This is a genomic window from Streptomyces sp. NPDC005070 (assembly GCF_053600395.1).
Window position 1 is genome coordinate 21118 of record NZ_JBSFZS010000034.1, and the last position, 24929, is coordinate 46046.

A 24929-nucleotide genomic window follows, 5' to 3' on the forward strand; every position below is an offset into this window, starting at 1 on the left:
GGGAGGGTGTCGAAACCGGTGTCCGTCGTTCGACGCACAGGTGAGAGGCGGGGAGAAACCCGCCTCCGAGGCACCGAAACACGAGGAGTCACCATGCCCCGCTACCTTTCCCTGGTCCAGATCGACGAGCGCACCGCGCCCGCCGAAGGCCCCAGCCCCGAACTGATGCAGCGGATGGGTGAGCTCATCGAGGAGATCACCAAGGCCGGCGTCATGCTCCAGACCGAGGGCCTGACGCCCAGCGCGCAGGGCAAGCGCGTCCACTACGCGGGCGGGGAACTGTCCGTGACCGACGGGCCCTTCACCGAGTCCAAGGAGGTCGTCGGCGGCTACGCGATCATGCAGTGCAAGGACATGGCCGAGGCCGTGGAGTGGACCAAGCGCTTCCTGAAGGTGCACGAGGAGCACTGGACGGTCACCTGCGAGGTGCGGGAGATCGCCGAGGGCTGAGCGCTCCTTGGCCCGGCGCCGCCGTGGGTGTCTCATGGGGAGTTGTGGAACAGCAGCCCACCCGAGCACCCGACGGCGGTGTCGACACCGCCGTCGAGACCATCTACCGCATCGAGTCCCCCCGCATCATCGCGGGCGTGGCCCGGATCGTCCGTGACGTCGGCATCGCCGAGGAACTCGCGCAGGACGCCCTGGTCGCCGCGCTGGAGCAGTGGCCGCGCGACGGGGTGCCGGACAACCCGGGCGCCTGGCTGACGGCCACCGCCAAGCACCGGGCGATCGACCTCGTGCGCCGCAGGGAGCGCTACGCGCGCAAGCTGGAGGAGGTCGGGCGGGATCTCTCCCTGTCCGCGCCGCACCACCTCGACGAACCCTCCGACCCGGAGGACATCGACGACGACCTGCTGCGCCTGGTCTTCACCGCCTGCCATCCCGTCCTGTCCGCCGAGGCCCGTATCGCGCTCACCCTGCGGCTCCTCGGCGGCCTGACGACGTCCGAGATCGCCCGCGCCTTCCTCGTCCCGGAGGCGACGGTCGCCCAGCGCATCGTGCGGGCCAAGCGGACGCTGGCGACGAAGGGGGTGGCCTTCGAGGTCCCGTACGGGCCCGAGCGCGAAGCCCGGCTCGGGTCCGTGCTGGAGGTCATCTACCTCGTCTTCAACGAGGGGTACGCGGCCACGGCGGGCGACGACCTGCTCCGCCCCGCGCTGTGCGAGGACGCGCTCCGGCTGGCCCGGGTGCTCGCCGAGCTGATGCCCAAGGAGCCCGAGGTGCATGCCCTCGCCGCACTGCTGGAGCTCCAGGAGTCCCGGGCGGCCGCCCGCACCGGGCCCGGCGGCGAGCCCGTCCTCCTGAAGGACCAGCGGCGCCGCCGCTGGAACCGCATGCTGATCGGCCGCGGCTTCACCGCGCTCGGCCGCGCCAACGCCGTCGCCACCGGCAGCCCGGGACCGTACGCCCTCCAGGCCGCCATCGCCGCCTGCCACGCGCAGGCCTTCACCTACGAGGAGACCGACTGGCGCCGGATCGCCGCCCTGTACGGCCTGCTGGCGGCCCGCTCTCCGTCCCCCGTGATCGAACTGAACCGCGCCGTGGCCGTCTCGATGGCCGAGGGCCCGGAGCCCGCGCTCGTCATCGTCGACGGCCTCGCCGGCGAACCGGCCCTGCGCGACTACCACTTGCTGCCGAGCGTCCGGGGGGACCTGCTCGCCCGGCTCGGACGGACGGGGGAGGCGCGCGCGGAGTTCGAGCGGGCGGCCGCGCTGGCGCGGAACGGGCGGGAACGCGCGCTGCTGGAGGCACGGGCGCGTGAGCTGCGGAGTTCGTGAAGTTCCCGTCCGGTAACTCCGTTCCCAAGGTGATCCGCAAGGGCTTACAGTGGCGCCGCCGCCGTACACGGGAATGACGCTCTGAGTTCATCCCGTAGGCCCCTGCGAGGTGGTCCGGCAGCCCATCGCACCAACCTGGGGGGTACACCCTTGAAAATCTTCGCGCGCCACAGACTCGTGGCGCTGACCGCGGCGACGGCCCTGGCCGCCGGCACGGCGGTCGCCCTGGCACCGGGGGCGTCGGCCGACGTCGCCGGGTGGCCGGCCACCGACGGCAAGATCGCTATGGAGATCGACGGCATCATGTCCGTGGACGCCAGCGGCAACGCCATGAAGCGTGTCTCGAACAGCTCCGACGACACATCGCCCGCGTGGTCGCCCGACGGCAGCCGTGTGGTCATGGAGGACGCCGGCGAGCTGAAGACCGTGGGCCTGACCAGCCTCACCGGGACGTACGTCTACACGGGTGCGAACGGCTCGGCGTCCCACCCCACGTACTGGACCTACGGCCGCCGGATCGTCTTCTCCGCGGCCAAGAAGCTCTACGCCGTGCCGGCCGGCGGCGGCACCGCGGTCCGGCTGCTGGCCACCGGCGGCTGCGACCTCGTGCCGAGCGGCGACGCGACCGGCAAGCTGCTGGCCTTCCAGCGCAACGGCACCGGCTGCACCACGACCACGCCGTCGGTCGTGCTCTACAACGCCGCCACCAAGACGGAGACCAAGCTCGTCGCGGGCGCCTCGCCCGCCATCTCGCCCGATGGCACCAAGGTCGCCTTCATCCGCACCGTCGACGGTCGCGGCCAGGTGTTCTCGATCAACACCGACGGCACCGGCGAGCGCCGCCTCACCGACGACACCAGCGACTACGCGACCCCCTCCTGGGCGCCCGCGAGCGACCGGCTGGTCGTCACCGTCGGCGACCACGTCGCCTATGACGCCATAAAGGTCCTGACGGTCACCGCCGACTCCGTGACCGTGGGCAGCCCGTTCCCGTACGGCGGCCGTTCGCCCGCCTGGCAGCCGATGCGCAAGAACACCGCCGCCCGGGTCTGGGGCGCCGACGTCTACGGCAGCAACATCGCCGCGTCCCGCTGGACCTGGAACACGGTCGGCACGAGCGAGCCGGGACTGATGAACGCCTCGTCCGCCGTGCTGGTCTCCCAGGACAGCCAGTCGTACGCGCTGACCGCCCCCGCCCTCGCGGGCAAGAAGCACGGGCCGGTCCTGCTGACCCCGGGCACCTCGATCTCGACGTCCGTGCAGAAAGAGCTCAAGCGGACCCTCAAGCCGGGCGCGAGCGTCTATCTCGTCGGCGGCACGTCGATCCTGAGCAGCGCCGTCTCGACGAAGGTCACCGCGCTCGGTTTCGTCCCGAAGCGGCTGGCGGGCACCTCCCGCTACTCGACCTCGGTCGCCGTCGCCAAGTCGATCACCAGCGCGCCGACGTACGTCTTCATCGCGACCGGCACCGACTACCACTCGGCCCTCGCCGCCGCGTCGGCCGCGGGCGCGGAGGGGACGAGCGGCAAGGCGGTCGTCGTGCTCAACGACGGCAACACGCTGACCTCGTCCGTGAAGTCGTACCTCAACAGCCTCGACCCGCGCGACACCTCCATGATCACGGTCGGCGCCTCGGCGAAGTACGCGCTCACGCACACGCCGTTCTCGCACTGGCCGTCGACCTTCACGTACTACCCGATCACGGCGAGCACCAACGCCGGCACCGCGGCCGCTCTCGCGCGGTTCTGGTGGAGCGCGCCGGGCAGCGTGTCCCTGGCCTCCACCGACAGCTGGCGCGGGGGCACCTCGGCCGCGGCGGCGATGAACGTCTTCGGCCCGCTGCTGTGGACGGACGCCGCCACCCTCACCGCCGACACCAAGTCCTACCTGCTCAAGGGTGCCGCGAACATCAACGGCATCGGCGCCTTCGGCGGCACCGGCTCGGTGTCGACGGCCGCGCTGACCTCCGCCGGCACGGCGATCAGCGCGAGCAGCAGCCAGTGGACGTACGCGCCCTACTACAACGGCGTTGCGCCGATGGCGAGTTCGTCGGCCGCCGGGCCTGCCGCGGGTGCCTCGGCGGTGCGGACGGGTACGGCGCCGCGGCCCGTCACCGGCCCGGACCTCGGTCCGCTCAGCACCCGCCACCAGCAGTAGGCGGCTTGGCGGGCGCCCCCACCAGCATGGTCGGGGCGCCCGCCACCCGGGTCAGGAACACGGTCGCGGAGGCGCGACCGTGTGCCTTGGGCAGGGCCTTGCGCCGCAGTTCCTCCGGCTCGACGGCCGAACCGCGCTTCTTCACGGTCAGCACACCGACCTCCCGCTCCCGCAGCAGCGCCTTCAACTTCTTGACGTTGAAGGGGAGCCGGTCGGTGATCTCGTACGCGGAGGCGTACGGCGTCGGACGCAGGGTGTCCGCCGTGACGTAGGCGATCGTCCCGTCGATCAGCCCGCCGTCCAGTTCCTCGGCCACCTCGGCGACGAGATGCGCGCGGATGACGGCGCCGTCCGGCTCGTACAGATAGCGCCCGACCGCCCTGACCTCCGGATCCGGCAGGCCGCGGCCGCGCAGTTCGCGTGGGCCCGGCAGCAGGGTGGCCCGCACCAGGCCGGGCTCCGTGCCGAACCAGAGCACCGCTTCCTTCACGTCCCCGCCGTCCGAGATCCACTCGGCCTCCGCCTCGGCGGGGACTGCCTCGTGCGGGATGCCGGGGGCGATCTTCAGCGCGGCGACCCGTGCGCGCAGGGCCGTTCCGACCGCCCAGGACAGCGGCGGCGAGTACGCCTCCGGGTCGAAGATCCGGCCCCGGCCGCCCCGGCGCGCCGGGTCCACGAAGACGGCGTCGTAGGACGCGGTGTCCACCTCGGTGACGTCGCTCTCGCGCACCTCGATCAGGTCCGCGAGCCCCAGCGCGTCGGCGTTCGCGCGGGCGGCGGCGGCCGTCAGGGGATCGCGGTCGACGGCCAGTACGCGGATTCCGGCGCGGGCCAGCGCGATGGCGTCGCCGCCGATGCCGCAGCACAGGTCGGCGACGGAGCGGACCCCCAGCGCGCGCAGCCGCTCGGCGCGGTGCACGGCCACGCTCGTCCGGGTGGACTGCTCGACCCCGTTCGGGGTGAAGAACATCCGTCCGGCGTCCTCGGCCCCGAACTTCGCCACCGCCCGCTGCCGCAGCCGTGCCTGGCCGAGGGCCGCCGAGACCAGTTCGGCGGGGTGCTCGCGGCGCAGCCGGGTGGCGACGGCCAGTTCCTGTGCCGGTTCCGTGGCGCGGACCTCGTCGAGCAGGGCGCGGCCCTCGGCGGTGAGGAGAGGGGCGAAGGAGACGTCGTTCACCCGGCCATTGTGGGCCAGCCGGTGGACGGTGTGCTTCCCGCGGCGGTGTCGGGGCCCTGGTGGGGGTGGTGAGCTGGGAGGATCCGGCTCCATGCGACCCGTACGACAAAATGATAAAACCGGCGCAAACGGGGCTGGTGCGCGCTGGGGAGTCGGCGTGCTCGCCCTCGCCCTCCTCGCCTCCGGCTGCGCCGGGACCGGCGCAGCCTCGGCTTCCGGGGCCGGTGCCGTCTCGGCTTCCCGGGCCGGGGCCGGAGGCGCGGGTGGAGCCGCGGGTGGAGGCGGAGCCGCCGAACCGGCCCACGCGCCACGGGTCGCGCTCCCGGAAGGCCCCGCGGGCGCCCTCGCCGCATACGCCTCCCGGCTTCGGGCGGCACAGACCCGGCGCGCCGCCGTCGCCAGGCGCTGGGGCGTGGCGACGGTGCCCCTGACGCCTCCGGCACCGCCCGCCAGGAAGCCGGTCATCGAGGCCCGCGAGGGGTTCGAGGTGGACGACCAGAAGGAACTCGGGCTGCCGCCGGTCTTCACCACCGTCCCCACCAAGGACAAGGTCGTCTTCCTCACCGTCGACGACGGCGCCGAGAAGGACCCCGCGTTCCTGCGGATGATGAGCGACCTGAAGATCCCGTACACCGCCTTCCTCAGCGACTTCCTCGTCAAGGACGACTACGGCTACTTCCGGAGGATGCGCGACCGCGGCATCACGCTCAACAACCACACGCTGCACCACCCCTACCTGCCCGCACTCTCCTACGCACGGCAGAAGCGCGAGATCTGCGGCATGCAGGACGTGATGGAGAAGCAGTTCGGCAGGCGCCCGACCGTCTTCCGCCCGCCGTACGGCAACTACGACCAGGACACCCTGCGCGCCGCCAGGTCCTGCGGCATCAGGTACGCGCCCATCTGGAACGAGGAGGTCTTCGCCGACCACTGGGAGTACCGCGAGGAGGGCCAGGACCTGCACCCCGGCGACATCGTTCTCACCCACTTCCAGGGCCGCGAGGCATGGAAGGGCACCATGACCGACATGGTCCGCCGCTTCCTGAGGACGGTCACCGCCAAGGGGTACGCGGTCGCACGCCTGGAGGACTACCTGTGAGGCTGCGGGTGCCGGCCGCCGGGCTGCTCGTGGCGGCACTGCTCAGCGGCTGCGCGCAGTCCGTCGACCCCATCGAACGGCTCGGCAAGAAGGCCGCCCAGCGGGTCCACCCGACGGAGTCGGCCTACCGCCGCTGGGGCCTGGCCAGCCCGCTCGCGCCGGCGCCGGACGTGACCGTCAGGACCACGGCGCGCACCGCGGACACGGGGCTGCCGCCCGTCGTGAACCAGGTGCGCACCCGCGACAAGGTGGTCTTCCTGACGTACGACGACGGGGCCGAGCGCGACCCGCGGTTCGCCGACATGGTCCGCGAACTGCGCCTGCCGGTCAGCATGTTCCTCACGGACCGGGTCGCCGGCCCCGGGTACGGACGCCTCGCCCGGCTGCGCTCGGTCGGCGCGAGCCTCCAGAACCACACCGTCGACCACGCCACCCTGCGCGGTCTGCCCTACGCCGGCCAGCGTGCCGAGATCTGCGGGCAACAGGACAAGCTCGCGCGGCGCTTCGGCGTCCGGCCCCGGCTGCTGCGGCCCCCGTACGGCAGGTACGACGACACCACCCTGCGCGCCGCCGCCGACTGCGGGGTCGCCGCGATCGTCCTCGGCAGGGCGGCCGACGCGCACCGGCTCCGGCCGGGCGACATCCTCTCGGGCCCCGGCGAACCCGGTCTCACGGACGCCACGCTCCGGTTGCTCCGGAGGATCCAGCGCGAGGGCTTCACCGTGGCGCGGCTGGAGAACTACCTCTAGGCCGTGTTCGCGACCTGGGGGCGCCGGGCGGGGAACGGCCTTGGGAGCGCCGGTCGGGGAACGGCCTTCGGGAGCGCGGGGTGGCGGACCGGCTTCGAGGGGCTCTCGCCGGAGAGCCCCTTCCGGAGTGCGCCCGTTCGGTGCGTTCCTGCACCTTCCGGCCCACGCCACGCCGGACGCCTTTGGCACTCCGCTTGACCGAGTGCTAATCACAGTCATAGTCTCAGGTCTGGCACTCCCCCCTGGAGAGTGCCAATAGCGACGGGCAGGTCCGGCACCCGCGACGACGGATCCACCTGGTCGCCACCTCAGACAGTTAACCCCGTGAGATCTCCGAAGGGGGAGGTCGGATCGTGACGACCACCAGCTCCAAGGTTGCCATCAAGCCGCTCGAGGACCGCATTGTGGTCCAGCCGCTCGACGCCGAGCAGACCACGGCTTCCGGCCTGGTCATCCCGGACACCGCCAAGGAGAAGCCCCAGGAGGGCGTCGTCCTGGCCGTGGGCCCGGGCCGCATCGAGGACGGCAAGCGTGTCGAGCTCGACGTCGCCGTCGGCGACATCGTTCTCTACAGCAAGTACGGCGGCACCGAGGTGAAGTACAACGGCGAGGAGTACCTCGTCCTCTCGGCTCGCGACGTGCTCGCGATCATCGAGAAGTAATTCACCCGGTAAGGGAGTTCGGGGTTCGTCCCCGGGCAACCCCGCACCAAGCATTGCAGTGAACCACGCCCCTGGCACCCGCGATCATTTCGAGCCGGGCGCCGGGGGCGCGGTTCGTTCTCCACATTTTCCGAGAGGGCTGAACCGCTTCCATGGCGAAGATCCTGAAGTTCGACGAAGACGCCCGTCGCGCCCTTGAGCGCGGCGTCAACAAGCTTGCCGACACGGTGAAGGTGACGATCGGCCCCAAGGGCCGCAACGTCGTCATCGACAAGAAGTTCGGCGCTCCCACCATCACCAACGACGGTGTGACCATCGCGCGCGAGGTCGAGCTCGACGACCCGTTCGAGAACCTCGGTGCCCAGCTGGTGAAGGAGGTGGCGACCAAGACCAACGACATCGCGGGTGACGGTACGACCACCGCCACCGTGCTCGCCCAGGCGCTCGTGCGCGAGGGCCTGCGCAACGTCGCCGCCGGCGCGTCGCCCGCCCTCCTGAAGAAGGGCATCGACGCCGCGGTCAAGGCCGTCTCCGAGGAACTCCTCGCGACGGCCCGCCCGATCGACGACAAGTCCGACATCGCCGCCGTGGCCGGGCTCTCCGCCCAGGACAGCCAGGTCGGCGAGCTCATCGCCGAGGCGATGGACAAGGTCGGCAAGGACGGTGTCATCACCGTCGAGGAGTCCAACACCTTCGGTCTGGAGCTCGACTTCACCGAGGGCATGGCCTTCGACAAGGGCTACCTGTCCCCGTACATGGTGTCCGACCAGGAGCGTATGGAGGCCGTCCTCGACGACCCGTACATCCTCATCCACCAGGGCAAGATCAGCTCCATCCAGGACCTGCTGCCGCTGCTGGAGAAGGTCATCCAGTCGAACGCCTCCAAGCCGCTGCTGATCATCGCCGAGGACGTCGAGGGCGAGGCCCTGTCGACCCTGGTCGTGAACAAGATCCGCGGCACGTTCAACGCCGTCGCCGTGAAGGCCCCCGGCTTCGGTGACCGCCGCAAGGCCATGCTCGGCGACATCGCCACCCTCACCGGTGGTCAGGTCATCGCCGAGGAGGTCGGCCTCAAGCTCGACCAGATCGGTCTGGACGTGCTGGGCAGCGCCCGCCGCGTGACCATCACCAAGGACGACACCGTCATCGTCGACGGCGCCGGCAGCTCCGACGAGGTCGTCGGCCGCGTGAACCAGATCAAGGCCGAGATCGAGAACACCGACTCCGACTGGGACCGCGAGAAGCTCCAGGAGCGTCTCGCGAAGCTGGCCGGCGGCGTGTGCGTGATCAAGGTCGGCGCCGCCACCGAGGTGGAGCTGAAGGAGAAGAAGCACCGTCTGGAGGACGCCATCTCCGCGACCCGCGCCGCGGTCGAGGAGGGCATCGTCTCCGGTGGTGGCTCCGCGCTCGTCCACGCCGTGAAGATCCTCGAGGGCAACCTCGACAAGACCGGCGACGAGGCCACGGGTGTCGCGGTGGTCCGCCGCGCCGCCGTCGAGCCGCTGCGCTGGATCGCCGAGAACTCCGGCCTCGAGGGTTACGTCATCACCTCGAAGGTCGCCGAGCTCGACAAGGGCCAGGGCTTCAACGCCGCCACCGGCGAGTACGGCGACCTGGTCAAGGCCGGCGTCATCGACCCGGTCAAGGTCACCCGCTCCGCCCTGGAGAACGCCGCCTCCATCGCCTCGCTGCTCCTCACGACCGAGACCCTGGTCGTCGAGAAGCCGGCCGAGGACGAGGGCGACGCCGGTCACGGTGGCCACGGGCACTCCCACTGACGCCTGACGTCATGAGCGCGGACACGCCCACCGAGGCGTGACGACGTGAAGAGGTCCCTGTTCCGACAAGGAACGGGGACCTCCGGCGTTGGTACCGCGGTGGGCGCTGCCCCGGACCGCCCACCGCGTTCGCGCGCCGACCCGTCAGCCCATCGCGTCCAACGCCCCGATCCCGGCCATCAGACCCAGCCGGTCGTACTGCCACCAGCCCTCGGCCATCTTTCCGTCCTCCGCACACCGGAAGACGGTCGTGCCGGTCATCGAGACCTTCTTCCCGGACGCCGGGATCCCCATGAAGTCGGCCTTGTGCGTGCCGTTCCAGGACCACCGGGTGCAGACACGGTCGCCCTCCGTGATCTGGTCCTCGATCGTGAACGCCATGTCGAAGGCGCTCCGCCACATCTCGATCACGCGCCGCACCGCGTCGAGGCCGATGGCGTCCTGCTCACGGGCGGGATCGTGGTCGTGATAGCTCTCCGCCATCAGCCCGTCGAGCGGCGCCAGCTCACCAGGGGCGGCCACCATCTCGAAGAACCTGCGGATGTTCGCCGCGTGGAGCTGGTCGTCGCGCACCACGTCCAGGTCCGTGAAGGTCGGCATCTCGTCGCAGAGCGCCACCATCTCCTGGAAGATCCGCTCGGTCTCCGGCATCTTCGAGTTCCGCATCGCCTCTTCGTACGACGGGAACTCCACGATCTCCACGAAGTGGTTCGCGTCGGAGCGGTCCTTGCCGATGACGCTGTGCGTCGCGGTCCGTCTCCCCTGGGTCTTCTCGACCCAGGTGTCCATCAGCTGGTTCATCTCGTCGAACCGACTGGTCTTGCAGTCGATCAGCTGTACGAAAGTCATGGCGCCGCCTCCGGCCCCCCTGGTCCGGTCGAAACCCCCTTCAATCCTCCCACCGGAGGGGCGGCACCACCCACAGCACGATCATCGCGAGCTCCTCCGGGAGGAGCCGCACCACCCACAGCACGATCATCGCGAGTACCCGGCCCACAGGGGCCCTTGGCTCACTGAGGCCCGTACTTCCGCCCCGTCCTCGACGAGATCCCGCCCAGCAGCGCGCGCGGCGTCACCTTCACCACGCCCATCAGCACCTTGTACCGCGGGTCCGGGACCGACAGGGTTCTGCCGCGGGCCAGATCGGCGAGCGCCACCGCGACCAGCTTGTCGGCGTCCAGCCACATCCAGTTCGGGATGTTGTCCGTGCCCATCCCCGCGCGCTCGTGGAACTCGGTGCGCACGAAGCCCGGCGCCAGCGCCATCAGGCGCACCCCGCTGCCTGCGAGATCCTTCGCCGCGCCCTGCGTGAACTGCACGACCCACGCCTTCGACGCCCCGTACGTACCCCGTGGCACGAACGCGGCCACCGACGCCACGTTGACGACCCCGCCCCGGCCGCGCTCCCGCATCGCCTCGGCCGCCGCCGACGTCAGCCGGAGCACCGCCTCGCAGTGCACCTTGAGCATCTTCAGCTCGTCCGCCATCGACACGTCCAGATAGCGGCCCTTGTTGCCGAAGCCGGCGTTGTTGACCAGCAGGTCGACCGGGTTCCTGCGGTCGGACAGCCGGGCGGCCACGTCCTCGATGCCCGCGTCCGTCGCCAGGTCCGCGGTGAGCACCTCCGCCTCGATGCCATGCAGGTCGTGCAGCTCGGTCGCCTGCTCGCGCAGCCGCTTCGTGTCCCGCGCCACCAGCACGAGGTCGTGCCCGTCCGCCGCCAGCCGCCGCGCGAAGGCGGCACCGATCCCCGCGGTCGATCCCGTAATCAGAGCCGTTGTCATGGCAGAAGGGTAGTGACAGACCGAGACCCCCGCCGCCGGAGCCGGACGCCCCTACCCGCCGTACTTCGCCACGTACTCCCGCGCCGCCGCCAGCGACTCCGGATGCAGGGCCGTACCCGCCGCCAACAGCCCCGGCAGCAGCTCCCGTTCGGTCGTCGCGGCGCGGAACTGGACGGCGACGGTGACATCGTGGCCGGGCCGGTGCACGATCTCGACCGGGTCCCCGGAACGGATCTCGCCGGGTTCGATCACCCGCAGATACGCGCCCGGCGCACCCCGGTGCGTGAAACGCCTGACCCAGCGCTTCTCGCCGAGGTGCTCCTGGAAGGTGCGGCACGGGATGCGCCCGCAGGTGACCTCCAGGACGACGCCGGAACCGATCCGCCAGCGTTCACCGATCAGCGCGCCGGACACGTCCAGCCCCAGCGTCGTGAGGTTCTCGCCGAACGCGCCGTTCGGCAGCGTCCGGCCGAGCTCGCGCTCCCAGTCGTCGAGGTCCTCGCGCGCCATCGCGTACACCGCCTGGTCGTCGCCCCCGTGATGCCGCAGGTCGCACACGGTGTCCCCGGCCAGCCCGCTCCCGCCGGCGCCCTTGGGCCCCGGCGCGGTCACGCGGACCGGACCGTCGACCGGCCGCTTGTCGATGCCGGTCACGCCCTCCGGATGGTCCGTGTACGGGACGGCCCGCGCCCGGCCCACATTCAGCGACAGAAGCTTCATGGGACCAAGCTAGGCGATCCACCTCAAAGCGTCGATGTGATATTCGGCGCCGCACCCAAGATGCGCTTATGCTCGAAGGGTGATCGAGGCTCGTCATCTCCGCGTCCTGCGCGCTGTCGCCACCACCGGTTCCTTCTCGGCGGCGGGCCGCGAACTGGGTTGCACCCAACCCGCCGTCAGCCAGCAGATGAAGGCCCTGGAGTCGTCCGTGGGCACCCCGCTGCTCGTCAGGACGGGCCGCGAGATGCGCCTCACCCAGGCGGGTGAGGCCCTGGTCAAGCATGCCGCGAGCATCCTGGCCGGCCTCACGGCCGCGGAGGAGGAGGTCGCCGCGATCGCCGGCCTGCGCGCGGGCCGCGTCCGCCTCGTCTCCTTCCCCAGCGGCAGCTCCACCCTCGTCCCCACGGCCCTCGCCGCGCTGCGCGAGGCTCACCCCGGCACGCGTGTCTCCCTGGAGGAGGCCGAACCGCCCGAGTCCGTGGAGAAGCTCCGGGCCGGCGACTGCGACATCGCGCTCGCCTTCCGCTACGAGAGCGCTCCGGGCGCCGAGGAGTGGGACGACCTCGTCGTACGGCCCCTGCTGACGGACCGTCTCGTCGGCCTGGTGCCCGAGCGGCACCGGCTCGCGCGCGCGGAGTCCGTCGCGATCGCCGAGTTCGCCGGCGAGTCGTGGATCGCGGGCTGCCCGCGCTGCCGCGGCCGGCTCGTCGAGGTCTGCCGGGACGCGGGTTTCGAGCCCCGCATCGACTTCGCCACCGACGACTATCCGGCGGTGGTCGGGCTCGTGGGCGCGGGACTGGGCGTCGCCGTCCTGCCGGAGCTCGCGCTCGAGTCCGTACGTCCGAAGGGGGCACGGACCGTGACGGTGGAGCCCGCGGTGCGCCGCGAGATCGTCGCTCTCACCCTCCCGGACCTGGCCGAGGTACCGGCGGTGGCCGCGACGCTTGACCGGCTGGCACGAGCGGTTGTCCGCCGGCACTCCGCCGGCTAGCACTTCCCCCGGCGCCCGGCCCGCGAGGGAGCCGGGCCGTTGCGGCCGGGCTCAACTCCTCCTGCGCTCCGCGCACGAACCGTGCGTGTCCCGTGCTCCGTACACACGCTTGCTCCGTACACACGCTGTGCGTGCGTCCTCGTACGCACCTCCAGCCTGTGCGCACTCACCTGTGTACGTACCGAAACCGTACGCACTCACCTGTACGTACCGAAGCTGTACGCACCTTCAGGGCAGAAACGTTCCTTCAGTTGTTCGAAGCGGAAGCGTTTCCCGTGGCCGCCGCCGAGACCAGTCGGTTGCGTGCCCGTCCCATGAGCTCTTCGCGCTCGTCCTCGGTCAGTCCGCCCCATACGCCGTACGGTTCGCGCACCGCGAGCGCGTGTGCCGCGCACTCCGCGCGTACCGGGCATCTCATGCAGACCTCTTTGGCCGAGTTCTCACGAGCGCTCCGTGCCGCACCACGCTCACCCTCCGGGTGGAAGAAGAGCGAGCTGTCGACCCCTCGGCAGGCCGCGAGGAGCTGCCAGTCCCAGAGGTCCGCGTTCGGACCGGGAAGGCGGGAGAAATCTGCCATTGCGTGTCCCCTTGTTGCCGTTCTGGGCTGCTCTGTGCCCACCGACCGTACATCTACGATCTAAGGAGATGAAAATATGACTCATTGCGAATCTAGCCTCAGACACCAGCAAATGGGAAGAAAACAGGCTAAATGGGGCATGGGTTGTGATGAAACGTTGAGGGTCGGCGCGCATGTCTGCACCGTGTCCGCGCCCTCACGTACAGTGCCGATGACGACCGGCTGCCCCGTAACTCTTTCGAGTGACCATCGTTGAGATGGCTGAGGCGGTTGAAGGAACAAGCGCTCGGGTAGGTGGACACATCCGCCTGCGAGTGTCGACCGCACAGGTGACGATTCGTAACAGCCTGGAGGCTCAAGGTGACGCGCATCAGCTGCGGAGGACGGTCATGACATCCGTCCTCGTCTGCGACGACTCCCCGCTTGCCCGAGAGGCGCTCCGCCGTGCGGTCGCGACCGTGCCCGGTGTCGAGCGTGTGACGACGGCGGCCAACGGCGAGGAAGTCCTCCGCCGCTGGGGAGCCGACCGTTCGGATTTGATTCTGATGGACGTACGCATGCCCGGACTGGGCGGCGTGGAGACGGTCAGGCGGCTGCTGTCCGCCGACCCCGGTGCGCGCATCATCATGCTCACCGTCGCCGAGGACCTGGACGGTGTGGCGCTCGCCGTCGCCGCCGGTGCCCGCGGCTATCTGCACAAGGACGCCTCGCGGGCGGAGCTGCGCGCCACCGTGACCCAGGCGCTCGCCGACCCGACCTGGCGGCTCGCGCCGCGCAGACTGCGTTCGGCGGAGATGGGCGCCGCGCCCACGCTCACCGCGCGGGAGATCCAGGTGCTCGAAGGAATGAGCCACGGACGCTCGAACGCGGAGATCGGCCGTGAGCTGTTCCTCTCCGAGGACACGGTCAAGACCCACGCCCGGCGGCTCTTCAAGAAGCTCGGCGCCTCGGACCGGGCGCACGCGGTCGCGCTCGGATTCCGGTGGGGCCTGGTCCGCTGAGGGGTGTCCCGTCGTCGTCGCGCGCCCGCCGGGGACCACGGGACAGCCCTCAGGTGAGCCGCCTCGCGGGTATGACGTGGGTAGTCCCTGCCCGCCTGCCGGCGGGTGGGGCCGGGCCCTCGGAGGGAACCTCCTCGGTGTCCGGACTCCGTTTCCCGGCGGATGCCGCATCCTTGAGGTGTGGAGTTCCTTGGGGACAAGTCGGTCGAGCGGAAGGGGAGGGCGCAGGAGATGAGTTCCGGCGCACCTGCTCATAACGCTTCGGTGCACAACTATGGACGCGGTGCCACGGACAGAACGACGTCAAGGCACCATGGACCGATGCGTGAAGACGAGACGACGGGGATCGGTGCGCTCGTCCTTCGCGCGGTCGACGGCGACGAACAGGCCACGCACGACCTGCTCGCCCACGTACACCCGCTCGCACTGCGCTACTGCCGCGCCCGGCTGTCCCGGCTTCCGGGGGACGCGCGGCACTTCGTAGAGGACCTGGCGCAGGAAGTCTGTGTCGCGGTGCTCCTCGCGCTGCCGCGCTACAAGGACACCGGTCGTCCCTTCGAGGCGTTTGTCTTTGCGATCGCCGCACACAAGGTCGCCGACCTCCAGCGGGCCGCGATGCGTCATCCGGGGTCCACGGCCGTTCCGTCCGACGAGATGCCGGAGCGGCCCGACGACTCCCTCGGCCCCGAGGAGCGCGCGCTGCTCAGCAGCGACGCCGAATGGGCCAAGAAGCTCATGGCCAACCTCCCCGAGAACCAGCGCGAGCTGCTCCTTCTGCGGATCGCGGTGGGCCTCACGGCGGAGGAGACGGGCCAGATGCTGGGCATGTCACCGGGTGCTGTCCGGGTCGCCCAGCACCGGGCACTGAGCCGGCTGCGGGCACTGGCGGAGCAGTAGGGATCCGGGTTCCTCGGACATGCGGATGCGGTCACGGCGACGCGACCGGGTGGTGTGACCGGGTGGTGTGACCGGGTGGCGCGGCCGTAGGTCTGGTCGTGCGTCCCTGCGTACGGCTGGTCGCGCGTCCGGCCGGCACGGTCCCGTCGAGCCGGCCGCGTCCCGGTATGACACGTTCCGGTGATGCCGGGCCGGTGATGCCGGTCACTTCGGTCAGGGGTGCCCGTGCGCGGGAAACCTTTCCCTCCGCAAATTGCAGGCAAAAGGTGACGGACCCCGGCGGGGTCGATCCGGCTCGGCCGGGACGGCACGGCGCCGCCCCAGGTGGGCAGGGCAGGGGCCGGCGGGCATGCGCCCACCCCGGGCCGGGCGGCCCGAGCGGGCCCCGAGTCCTTCTCCGGGCGCGGGTCTGAACGGGAACGACCGTCATCCCGTACGAACATACGAGGCCGAAGCCCACCCTCAACCGTGGAATGAGAGAGCCATGCTTCCCGTTAGCATGGACATCCGCACCGATCAAGGCCATTTGGGGAAGGTGTCATGACTGCCAACGTCGACGGAGTGCCCGCCAAATTCGCGACACTCGGGCTGACCTACGACGACGTGCTGCTGCTGCCGGGCTCGTCGGACATGGCGCCCGACCAGATCGACACCGCCTCGCACATCTCGAAGAACGTCCGGGTCAACATCCCGCTGCTCTCCGCCGCCATGGACAAGGTCACCGAATCGCGCATGGCGATCGCGATGGCCCGTCAGGGCGGCGTCGGTGTTCTGCACCGCAACCTGTCCATCGAGGACCAGGCCAACCAGGTCGACCTGGTGAAGCGCTCCGAGTCCGGCATGGTCACCGACCCGATCACCGTGCACCCGGACGCCACGCTCGGCGAGGCCGACGCGATCTGCGCCCGGTTCCGCATCTCGGGCGTGCCGGTCACCGACGGCGGCGGCAAGCTGCTCGGCATCGTCACCAACCGTGACATGGCCTTCGAGACGGACCGCTCGCGCCAGGTCCGCGAGGTCATGACGCCGATGCCGCTGGTCACCGGCAAGGTCGGCATCTCCGGCCACGACGCGATGCAGCTTCTGCGCCGCCACAAGATCGAGAAGCTTCCGCTGGTCGACGACACGGGCGTCCTCAAGGGCCTCATCACGGTCAAGGACTTCGTCAAGGCCGAGAAGTACCCGAACGCCGCCAAGGACAGCGAGGGGCGTCTGCTGGTCGGCGCGGCCGTCGGTGTCGCGGGCGACGCCTTCGAACGGGCCCAGGCACTGATCGAGGCGGGTGTCGACTTCATCGTCGTCGACACCGCGCACGGCCACTCCCGGCTGGTCGGCGACATGGTCGCCAAGATCAAGTCGAACTCCTCGGGCGTCGACGTCATCGGTGGCAACATCGCCACCCGTGACGGCGCGCAGGCGCTCATCGACGCCGGTGTCGACGGCATCAAGGTCGGTGTCGGCCCCGGTTCCATCTGCACCACCCGTGTCGTCGCCGGCATCGGCGTTCCCCAGGTCACGGCCATCTACGAGGCGTCGCTCGCCGCCAAGGCGGCCGGCGTCCCGGTCATCGGCGACGGTGGCCTCCAGTACTCCGGCGACATCGCCAAGGCCCTGGTCGCGGGCGCCGACACGGTGATGCTCGGCTCGCTGCTCGCGGGTTGCGAGGAGTCCCCGGGCGAGCTGCTCTTCATCAACGGCAAGCAGTTCAAGTCGTACCGCGGCATGGGCTCCCTGGGCGCCATGCAGTCCCGTGGCGACCAGCGCTCCTTCTCCAAGGACCGCTACTTCCAGGAGGGCGTCGCCTCCGACGAGAAGCTCGTCCCCGAGGGCATCGAGGGCCAGGTGCCCTACCGCGGCCCGCTCGCCGCGGTCGTCCACCAGCTGGTCGGCGGTCTGCGCCAGTCGATGTTCTACGTCGGCGGACGGACGGTGCCCGAGCTCCAGGACCGCGGCCGGTTCGTGCGCATCACCTCGGCGGGCCTCAAGGAGAGCCACCCGCACGACATCCAGATGACGGTCGAGGCGCCGAACTACAGCCGCCTCAAGTAGTCACCCGTACACCTGAACGGTCTCCACGCGCCGTGGAGACCCGCCACGAGGGCGGCCCCGGAGCTTCCGGGGCCGCCCTCGTCGTGGGCGTCGGGGATACTGGGAGGCGCAGAAGCGAAGAGGGAAAGGCCACAACGTGACTGAGATCGAGATCGGGCGCGGCAAGCGCGGCCGCCGGGCGTACGCCTTCGACGACATCGCCGTCGTCCCGAGCCGCCGTACGCGGGACCCGAAGGAGGTCTCGATCGCCTGGCAGATCGACGCCTACCGCTTCGAGCTGCCCTTCCTGGCCGCCCCCATGGACTCGGTCGTCTCCCCGGCCACCGCGATCCGTATCGGCGAGCTGGGCGGCCTGGGCGTCCTGAACCTGGAAGGCCTCTGGACGCGGTACGAAGACCCGCAGCCGCTGCTCGACGAGATCGCCGGGCTGGACGCGGAGAGCGCGACCCGCCGACTCCAGGAGATCTACGCGGCTCCCATCAAGGAAGAGCTGATCGGGCAGCGCATCAAGGAGGTGCGCGACTCCGGAGTCGTCACCGCCGCGGCCCTCTCCCCGCAGCGCACGGCGCAGTTCTCCAAGGCCGTCGTCGACGCGGGCGTGGACATCTTCGTCATCCGCGGTACGACGGTGTCGGCCGAGCACGTCTCGGGTGCCGCCGAACCGCTGAACCTGAAGCAGTTCATCTACGAGCTCGACGTCCCGGTGATCGTCGGCGGCTGCGCCACGTACACCGCGGCGCTGCACCTGATGCGCACCGGCGCGGCCGGTGTCCTCGTCGGGTTCGGCGGCGGCGCCGCGCACACCACGCGCAACGTGCTCGGCATCCAGGTCCCGATGGCCACCGCCGTCGCGGACGTCGCCGCGGCCCGCCGCGACTACATGGACGAGTCCGGCGGCCGGTACGTGCACGTCATCGCCGACGGTGGTGTCGGCTGGTCCGGCGACCTCCCCAAGGCCATCGCCTGCGGTGCCGACTCCGTGATGATGGGCTCCCCGCTCGCGCGCGCCACCGACGCGCCGGGCCGCGGCCACCACTGGGGCATGGAGGCGGTGAACGAGGAGCTGCCGCGCGGCAAGAAGGTCGACCTCGGCACCGTCGGCACCATCGAGGAGATCCTCACCGGCCCGTCGCACATCCCGGACGGCTCGATGAACATCTTCGGCGCCCTGCGCCGCGCCATGGCGACCACCGGCTACAGCGAGCTCAAGGAGTTCCAGCGCGTCGAGGTGACGGTGGCGGACTCGCAGCACAAGCGGTAGTCCGCGGGTAGGAAGCCTGTACGCGCGAAGGGCCCGTTCACCTCGGTGAACGGGCCCTTCGTCGTGAGACGGGTGTCCGAGTCGCCGTTCAGCGGCTCGGCGACGCTCAGTCCCCGACCTTGCGGGCGCTCTGGAAAGCCACGTAGGCGGCGATCGCGAAGAAGACGAAGGTCAGCGGGTCGGCGTCGGCCTTCCAGTTCTCCTGAACCACGTCGAGGTGGGAGAAGAAGACCTCGTTGAAGCCGACGCCGAAGTGCTTGGCGATGATCATGGCCTCGCCGATGAGCTGGCCGAGGTAGATCCCGGCGACGGAGACGATCACGCTGACGACCGGGAGGGTCTGGCTGCGCCCGCCGACACGGCCCGCGGCGATGCCCACGAGGAAGCCGACACCGACGGCGGCGTAGCCGATCTCGTGCTTGGTGAGGCCGATGATCAGGCCGTACAGGATCGCGGAGACCACGCCGGCGCCGATGGCGGCGACGAGGCCGAGCGGGAAGTTGTTGCGCGCCGGGGCGGCCGGGGCGACGGGCGCGACCGGGAAGCCGGGCTGGGGCGCGACCGGGAAGCCCGGCTGGGGCGCGCCCTGCGGCGGAACGGGCGGCTGGTCGGCCGGCGCGGCAGGCGCGTTGGCGTACGGGTTGGCGTCGACCGGCGGACCGGACGGCGGCGTCGACTCACTCATGTGGTTCCCCCCAGGGATGCGGGCGCACGAGGTGTGCGCCTGGGATGTCGCGCACACCTGGCGGCGCCCGGGGCATGGGCGCACGCGTGTGCGAGAGCTGCCGCAGATTAGCAGGGGGGAGTGACAATCGGTGAGGCAATTCCCCGGCCCGGAGCCGGTGTCCCACCCTGGTCGGGATCGCTCCCCTTGCGTTCAGGGGGAGTTGTGCCCTCACGGTCAGTCCTCGCAGGTCGTGGGCGTGGTGTCGCGGGAGCGGGATCGTCGGATCGGCGCAGGCCACGGTCTCGTGGCGGGATCCGCGCGGTCTCCCCCTCGCGCGACCCGCGCACGCGGACTCTCGGCACCGTCGAGGAGGTCCTCACCGGTCCGCCGCGCATCCCGGACGATTCGACGCAAGGCTCAAATGTTGATCAGATAAGTCGATCAAGTTGTCTGATGTGTCCCTGGCGTCGATAGTCTCGTCCCGCTGCTCGACCGGCAGCAGAACGAGGGGAACTCCGTTGCGATCAACCAGCTTTCTCATATCCCGGGGTGTACGAGGCGCAGTCGCCACCGTCGCCGCGCTCGCGGGCACGTTGGGCATGGCCGGCGAGGCCGGCGCCGCGTCGAGGACTCCGTGCCGGAGCAGCAGGCTTGACTTCAACCCGGCCTTCTGCGGAATCGATCACGTGAAGTCCCACGGGCTGGCGCAGGGCAAGAGGTCCATCGCCGTGGTTCAGGGCCGCGGCCCCATGACGCTCACCCTGACCGCCACTGAGACCGTGAGCAACACCAAGAGCGCGTCGATCACAGTGGCCGCCGAGCCCGTGTCGGCGGCCGTCGGGTTCGACGTCACGAAGTCGCGCACGAAGAGCATGGGGGGCAGCTGGAACGTTCCCCGGGGCAAGTTCGGGACCTTGAACGCGTACCCGCTCTACCAGGAGTACTCCTTCAACGTGTACAGCAAGATCACCGGTAAGAGCGTGGGCAAGGGGACTGCCCGTAAGGCGGTCGGTTACCGCTACAAGCACTCGGCCAGGTAGTTCGGGCACTCGGCCGAACGGCCCGCCGGTTCGACGGTTGGGCCGTTTCGGTTCGGTGGGGCTTCCCGTGCCGTGAATTCGCCGGCGACACCTATAGCCGGTGTGCCGCCCCGGTCGGGGTCGCCCCCCGCGTGTCCAGGAGGAGTTGGGCCTTCACGGACAGTCCTTGCAGGTCGTAGGTGCGGTGCTGCTGGAGAAGGATCGTCAGGTCCGCGTCGGCCGCGGCCTCGTAGAGGGAGTCCGCGCGCGGTACGGGCCGCCCGAGCACGCTCCACGCCGGTACGTGCGGGTCGTGATAGCTGACGGAGGCGCCGAGTTCCATCAGCCGTACGGCGATCTCGTGGGCGGGGGAGCCCTGTTGGTCGGCGATGTCGGCCTTGTAGGTGACGCCGAGGAGGAGCACCCGCGCGGCCCGGGCGGACTTGCCGTGCTCGTTGAGCAGCGCGGCGGCGCGCTGGATGACGTACTGGGGCATGTGGCTGTTGACCTGCCGGGCCAGTTCGACCATCCGCAGCGGGCGGCCGGAGGGACCGCCGAGGTCCTGGGCGATGCCGTGGCCGCCGACTCCCGGGCCGGGCCGGAACGCCTGGAACCCGAACGGCTTGGTCTCCGCGCAGCGGATGACGTCCCACAGGTCGACGCCCAGGTCGTGGCAGAGCACGGCCATCTCGTTGACGAGGGCGATGTTGACGTGCCGGAAGTTGGTCTCCAGGACCTGCACGGTCTCCGCCTCCCGGGGCCCACGCGCGCGGACGACCTTGTCGGTGAGCCGTCCGTAGAAAGCGGCGGCCGACTCGGTGCACGCGGGGGTGAGACCGCCGATGACCTTCGGTGTTCCGGCGGGCGTGAAGTCGCGGTTGCCGGGGTCGACCCGGCTGGGCGAGTAGGCGAGGTGGAAATCGCGCCCCGCGCGCAGTCCGGAGCCGGTTTCGAGGAGGGGGCGCAGGAACGCCTCGGTGGTGCCGGGGTGCACGGGCGATTCCAGGATGACCGTGGTGTGCGGGCGCAGCCGTGCGGCCAGGGTGCGGGCCGCCGACTCCACCTGCCCGAGGTCCAGGGCGCCGTCCGCGCCCCGCGGGGTCGGCGCGCAGATGACGGCGGTGCGGACGCGGCCCAGCTCGGCCGGGTTGGTGGCCGGGCGGAAGCCGCCCGCGAGCATCCGGCGCAGTTCCGGGGCGGTGAGGGAGCCGCCTTCCGGGCCGGTTCTGTAGCCGAGGGTGGAGATGCCGGCGGCGACGGCGGCCTGGGCCAGGGGCAGGCCGAGGTGACCGAGTCCGATGACGGCGAGGTCTGCGGGCATGGAGTGGGCCGTCCTTCCCAATAACCGATGCGGGACAGGTGCGCAAGCCCTGTGGACAGGTTGGGCGAGAGCAATGTCAGACTAGGAGTAAATATGACCGATTTACGGGATTGATCGATCAAGATTCCCTACGCGTCGCCCAGAGTTGTCCACAGGCTGAGGACGGACGGTGGCCGATGAGGGGAGAGACGGTCAGACTTTGGGCAGGGGGGATGTGAGCCGGGCGTCGCCGGACGGGTGCGGCCAGCGCGACCTACAGCGGGAGGCAGCGGTGAGGACAGCGACACTGGGGCCGGCGGAGCGTGCCGAGTCACTGGCGGGAATGGCCGAGGGCGAGCTGGACGTGCTGGTCGTGGGCGCGGGCGTGGTCGGCGCGGGTACCGCGCTGGACGCCGCGACGCGCGGCCTGTCCACCGGGCTGGTCGAGGCGCGTGACTGGGCGTCGGGCACGTCGAGCAGATCCAGCAAGCTGATCCACGGCGGCCTGCGCTATCTGGAGATGCTGGACTTCGCGCTCGTCCGCGAGGCGCTGAAGGAGCGCGGCCTGCTCCTCGAACGGCTGGCACCGCATCTGGTCAAGCCCGTCCCGTTCCTCTACCCCCTCCAGCACAAGGGCTGGGAGCGGCTGTACGCGGGCTCGGGCGTCGCGTTGTACGACGCCATGTCGATGGCCCGCGGTCACGGCCGCGGTCTGCCCGGCCACCGCCATCTGAGCCGCCGCCACGCCCTGCGCGTCGCGCCGGCCCTGAAGAAGGACGCGCTGATCGGCGCCCTGCAGTACTACGACGCTCAGATGGACGACGCCCGCTATGTGGCGACCCTGGTGCGCACGGCGGCTTCGTACGGGGCGAAGGTCGCCAACCGCGCGCGGGTCACCGGTTTCCTGCGCGAGGGCGAGCGGGTGGTCGGGGCCAGGGTGCGCGACGTCGAGGGCGGCGGCGAGTACGAGGTCCGCGCCCGGCAGATCGTCAACGCCACCGGTGTGTGGACCGACGACACCCAGGCCATGGTCGGGGAGCGGGGTCAGTTCCACGTCCGCGCGTCCAAGGGCATCCACCTGGTCGTGCCGAAGGACCGCATCCACTCCTCGACGGGCCTGATCCTGCGCACCGAGAAGTCCGTGCTGTTCGTGATCCCGTGGGGCCGCCACTGGATCATCGGCACCACCGACACCGACTGGGACCTCGACAAGGCCCACCCGGCCGCGTCCAGCGCGGACATCGACTATCTGCTGGAGCATGTGAACTCGGTGCTCTCCGTGCCGCTCACCCGTGACGACGTCGAAGGGGTGTACGCGGGGCTGCGGCCGCTGCTGGCCGGGGAGTCGGACGCCACCAGCAAGCTGTCGCGCGAGCACACCGTGGCCCACCCGGTGCCCGGACTCGTGGTCGTGGCCGGCGGCAAGTACACGACCTACCGGGTCATGGCCAAGGACGCGGTGGACGAGGCGGTGCACGGTCTCGACCAGCGGGTCGCCGAATGCGTCACGGAGGACGTCCCGCTGCTCGGCGCCGAGGGGTACCGCGCGCTGTGGAACGCGCGGGCGCGGATCGCGGCGCGCACCGGCATCCATGTGGTGCGTGTGGAGCACCTGTTGAACCGGTACGGGTCGCTCGCCGAAGAACTCCTCGCCCTCATCGAGGAGGACCCCTCCCTCGGCGGGCCCCTGCCGGCCGCCGAGGACTATCTCCGGGCCGAGATCGTCTACGCCGCCTCGCACGAGGGCGCCCGCCACCTGGACGACGTCCTGACCCGGCGCACCCGCATCTCCATCGAGACCTTCGACCGGGGCACCCGCAGCGCCCGCGAGGCCGCCGAGCTGATGGCGCCGGTCCTCGGCTGGGACAAGGACCAGATCGAGCGCGAGGTGGAGCACTACGAGAAGCGGGTCGAGGCCGAGCGGGAGTCCCAGCGCCAGCCGGACGACCTGACGGCGGACGCGGCCCGGCTGGGGGCGCCGGACATCGTGCCGTTCTGACCGCCCCTCCCGCCGATGTCACTCGAACGGGTGTGGTGAGCCGGGATCTCCGTTCGCGGCCCGGCCGTTCTACGAGGTGCGGGGACAGAACTCGGCGGCGAGCAGGGCCGGTTCGAGTGCCGGGTCCGTGACCCCGTCCGTGTTCACCCGGAAGGTGAGGACACGACGACCGTCGACGGTGGCCGCGCTGCGCACGTAGCTGCCGGAGATCCGGCCGTTGTGCCCCCACACCGTGGTCCCGCACGGCAGCTTCACCGGAAACAGGCCCATGCCGTACGAGCCGTGTGCGGCGCGGGTGTCGAGCATCTCGCGCAGCCGGCGCGAGGGCAGCAGCGTGCCGTCGAGCAGAGCCGCGTAGAAGCGGTTCAGATCGGCCAGCGTGCTCACGAGCTCACCCGCCGCGCCGGCCACGCGCGGGTCGAGCTCGGTGACGTCGGAGCCGTCGGCGGCGTAGGCGCGGCCGTGCGGCGCGGGAAGCGACACATGATCACCGGGGAACGAAGTGCCGTTCAGGTGGAGGGGGTTGATGATGCGCCGTTCGGCCTCGGTGGCGTACGAGTGGCCGGTGACCTGCTCGACGATCATGCCGAGCACCACATAGTTCGTGTTCGAGTAGGCGAAGCGGCCACGGTCGGCCGGGGGATGGGTGAGTGCCATGCGCAAGGCCTGAGGAGCGGTCACGGGGACGGTGCCCCGGGTCGTCGCGGTGAAGTCGTAGAGGCCGCTGGTGTGGTGGAGCAGGGCGCGCAGTGTGATGCGGCGGCCGTCGTTGCCCGCTCCGCGCACCAGGCCGGGCAGATGGTCCTCGACGGAGTCGGACAGGGACAGCCGGTGTTCGGCGGCGAGTTGCAGGACGACCGTCGCGATGAACGACTTGGTGATACTTCCGGCGCGGAAATGATCGGATCGGGCAAGTCCGTTTCCGGCGCTCGCGAAATGCGAACCGGACGGGTCGTCGGTGAGCAGAGCGGCGGCGGGAGCGCCGCCACGGGTCACCAGACGGGCCAGCGCGGCGTCCGAGGCCTGGGTGGCGGCCGTTCGCGCGGCGGCCGGAACCTGCCCCGGAAGGTCGGCGGGGACCGTGACGAGCAGCGCCAGGAAGATGGGTATGGCCAGAAGTGTCCGAGGTGTCCAGGGCGCCGGCATCACGAGGTCCTTCCTTGTCGCGGCCATCATGAGGCACGTTGCTGTGCACGTGGCCGTCGCGGGGGCCGGTCCCCGAAACGGGCGCGGCGGACCCGCACGGCCGTGGTCGCGGGGCGGT

General features: G+C 70.7%; 22 protein-coding genes. 14 read left to right on the forward strand and 8 right to left on the reverse strand.

Annotated elements, in window-relative coordinates; translation table 11 throughout:
- The first annotated feature begins 93 nt into the window (after positions 1–93).
- The 3 genes from ACWEBX_RS14205 to ACWEBX_RS14215 all read left to right on the forward strand — a co-directional run bounded on the left by ACWEBX_RS14205 (position 94) and on the right by ACWEBX_RS14215 (position 3935).
- Positions 94–450, forward strand: coding sequence for a YciI family protein (locus tag ACWEBX_RS14205; protein ID WP_151469210.1), 357 nt, complete (start codon positions 94–96; stop codon positions 448–450).
- 44 nt (positions 451–494) lie between these two features.
- Positions 495–1778 (forward strand): RNA polymerase sigma factor, encoded by a 1284-nt coding sequence (locus ACWEBX_RS14210; RefSeq protein WP_451885133.1) that lies wholly within the window; start codon positions 495–497, stop codon positions 1776–1778.
- A gap of 150 nt (positions 1779–1928) precedes the next feature.
- Positions 1929–3935 (forward strand): cell wall-binding repeat-containing protein, encoded by a 2007-nt coding sequence (locus tag ACWEBX_RS14215; RefSeq protein ID WP_451885134.1) that lies wholly within the window; start codon positions 1929–1931, stop codon positions 3933–3935.
- Here the strand turns inward: ACWEBX_RS14215 and ACWEBX_RS14220 are convergent.
- Positions 3913–5112 carry a THUMP-like domain-containing protein gene (locus tag ACWEBX_RS14220; RefSeq protein ID WP_451885135.1) on the reverse strand — a complete coding sequence of 400 codons (1200 nt, stop codon included), beginning with the start codon at positions 5110–5112 and terminating at the stop codon, positions 3913–3915. The genes ACWEBX_RS14215 and ACWEBX_RS14220 overlap by 23 nt on opposite strands.
- 91 nt (positions 5113–5203) lie before the next feature.
- Between ACWEBX_RS14220 and ACWEBX_RS14225 the strand changes: the two genes are divergently transcribed.
- From ACWEBX_RS14225 to groL, 4 genes are all read left to right on the forward strand, one after another.
- Positions 5204–6211 (forward strand): polysaccharide deacetylase family protein, encoded by a 1008-nt coding sequence (locus ACWEBX_RS14225; RefSeq protein WP_451885136.1) that lies wholly within the window; start codon positions 5204–5206, stop codon positions 6209–6211.
- Positions 6208–6960 carry a polysaccharide deacetylase family protein gene (locus ACWEBX_RS14230; RefSeq protein ID WP_451885137.1) on the forward strand — a complete coding sequence of 251 codons (753 nt, stop codon included), beginning with the start codon at positions 6208–6210 and terminating at the stop codon, positions 6958–6960. Before ACWEBX_RS14225 ends, ACWEBX_RS14230 begins: the two co-directional genes overlap by 4 nt.
- Positions 6961–7313: 353 nt before the next feature.
- Entirely contained in the window at positions 7314–7622 is a 309-nt protein-coding gene (groES, locus tag ACWEBX_RS14235; protein ID WP_266761820.1) for a co-chaperone GroES, read from the forward strand.
- A gap of 152 nt (positions 7623–7774) precedes the next feature.
- Positions 7775–9400, forward strand: a complete 1626-nt coding sequence (groL, locus tag ACWEBX_RS14240) for a chaperonin GroEL (RefSeq protein WP_451885138.1) — start codon at positions 7775–7777, stop codon at positions 9398–9400.
- Positions 9401–9544: 144 nt separating this feature from the next.
- Here the strand turns inward: groL and ACWEBX_RS14245 are convergent, their stop codons facing one another.
- The 3 genes from ACWEBX_RS14245 to ACWEBX_RS14255 all read right to left on the reverse strand — a co-directional run bounded on the left by ACWEBX_RS14245 (position 9545) and on the right by ACWEBX_RS14255 (position 11904).
- On the reverse strand, positions 9545–10249 hold the full coding sequence (locus tag ACWEBX_RS14245) for an ester cyclase (protein ID WP_451885139.1): 705 nt from the start codon (positions 10247–10249) through the stop codon (positions 9545–9547).
- A gap of 161 nt (positions 10250–10410) precedes the next feature.
- Positions 10411–11184 carry an SDR family NAD(P)-dependent oxidoreductase gene (locus ACWEBX_RS14250; protein ID WP_451885140.1) on the reverse strand — a complete coding sequence of 258 codons (774 nt, stop codon included), beginning with the start codon at positions 11182–11184 and terminating at the stop codon, positions 10411–10413.
- A 51-nt stretch (positions 11185–11235) separates the two neighbouring features.
- Positions 11236–11904 carry an MOSC domain-containing protein gene (locus ACWEBX_RS14255; RefSeq protein WP_451885141.1) on the reverse strand — a complete coding sequence of 223 codons (669 nt, stop codon included), beginning with the start codon at positions 11902–11904 and terminating at the stop codon, positions 11236–11238.
- Between the two features lie 79 nt (positions 11905–11983).
- On the opposite strand from ACWEBX_RS14255, the gene ACWEBX_RS14260 reads away from it, so the two are divergent.
- Complete coding sequence (locus ACWEBX_RS14260; protein ID WP_451885142.1) at positions 11984–12895, forward strand: LysR family transcriptional regulator; 912 nt, start codon at positions 11984–11986, stop codon at positions 12893–12895.
- A 247-nt stretch (positions 12896–13142) separates the two neighbouring features.
- Here the strand turns inward: ACWEBX_RS14260 and ACWEBX_RS14265 are convergent, their stop codons facing one another.
- Entirely contained in the window at positions 13143–13472 is a 330-nt protein-coding gene (locus tag ACWEBX_RS14265) for a WhiB family transcriptional regulator (protein ID WP_362406782.1), read from the reverse strand.
- Between the two features lie 389 nt (positions 13473–13861).
- Between ACWEBX_RS14265 and ACWEBX_RS14270 the strand changes: the two genes are divergently transcribed.
- From ACWEBX_RS14270 to ACWEBX_RS14285, 4 genes are all read left to right on the forward strand, one after another.
- Positions 13862–14473, forward strand: coding sequence for a response regulator transcription factor (locus ACWEBX_RS14270; RefSeq protein WP_003948568.1), 612 nt, complete (start codon positions 13862–13864; stop codon positions 14471–14473).
- A 321-nt stretch (positions 14474–14794) separates the two neighbouring features.
- A complete protein-coding gene (locus tag ACWEBX_RS14275) occupies positions 14795–15370 on the forward strand; it encodes a sigma-70 family RNA polymerase sigma factor (protein WP_037626847.1) in 576 nt (191 codons plus the stop codon).
- Positions 15371–15910: 540 nt separating this feature from the next.
- Entirely contained in the window at positions 15911–17419 is a 1509-nt protein-coding gene (gene guaB, locus ACWEBX_RS14280; protein ID WP_451885143.1) for an IMP dehydrogenase, read from the forward strand.
- Between the two features lie 136 nt (positions 17420–17555).
- A complete protein-coding gene (locus tag ACWEBX_RS14285) occupies positions 17556–18680 on the forward strand; it encodes a GuaB3 family IMP dehydrogenase-related protein (RefSeq protein WP_451885144.1) in 1125 nt (374 codons plus the stop codon).
- Positions 18681–18786: 106 nt separating this feature from the next.
- Here the strand turns inward: ACWEBX_RS14285 and ACWEBX_RS14290 are convergent, their stop codons facing one another.
- A complete protein-coding gene (locus ACWEBX_RS14290) occupies positions 18787–19365 on the reverse strand; it encodes a hypothetical protein (RefSeq protein WP_451885145.1) in 579 nt (192 codons plus the stop codon).
- Positions 19366–19946: 581 nt separating this feature from the next.
- Here ACWEBX_RS14290 and ACWEBX_RS14295 point away from each other — a divergent pair.
- Complete coding sequence (locus tag ACWEBX_RS14295; protein ID WP_451885146.1) at positions 19947–20387, forward strand: hypothetical protein; 441 nt, start codon at positions 19947–19949, stop codon at positions 20385–20387.
- A gap of 91 nt (positions 20388–20478) precedes the next feature.
- Here the strand turns inward: ACWEBX_RS14295 and ACWEBX_RS14300 are convergent, their stop codons facing one another.
- On the reverse strand, positions 20479–21687 hold the full coding sequence (locus tag ACWEBX_RS14300) for a nucleotide sugar dehydrogenase (protein ID WP_451885147.1): 1209 nt from the start codon (positions 21685–21687) through the stop codon (positions 20479–20481).
- 271 nt (positions 21688–21958) lie between these two features.
- Here ACWEBX_RS14300 and ACWEBX_RS14305 point away from each other — a divergent pair, with 271 nt between their 5' ends.
- Positions 21959–23665: a glycerol-3-phosphate dehydrogenase/oxidase gene (locus ACWEBX_RS14305; RefSeq protein WP_451885148.1), complete on the forward strand. Its 1707-nt coding sequence runs from the start codon at positions 21959–21961 to the stop codon at positions 23663–23665.
- Between the two features lie 69 nt (positions 23666–23734).
- Here the strand turns inward: ACWEBX_RS14305 and ACWEBX_RS14310 are convergent, their stop codons facing one another.
- Positions 23735–24811, reverse strand: a complete 1077-nt coding sequence (locus tag ACWEBX_RS14310; RefSeq protein WP_451885149.1) for a serine hydrolase domain-containing protein — start codon at positions 24809–24811, stop codon at positions 23735–23737.
- Positions 24812–24929: the final 118 nt, after the last annotated feature.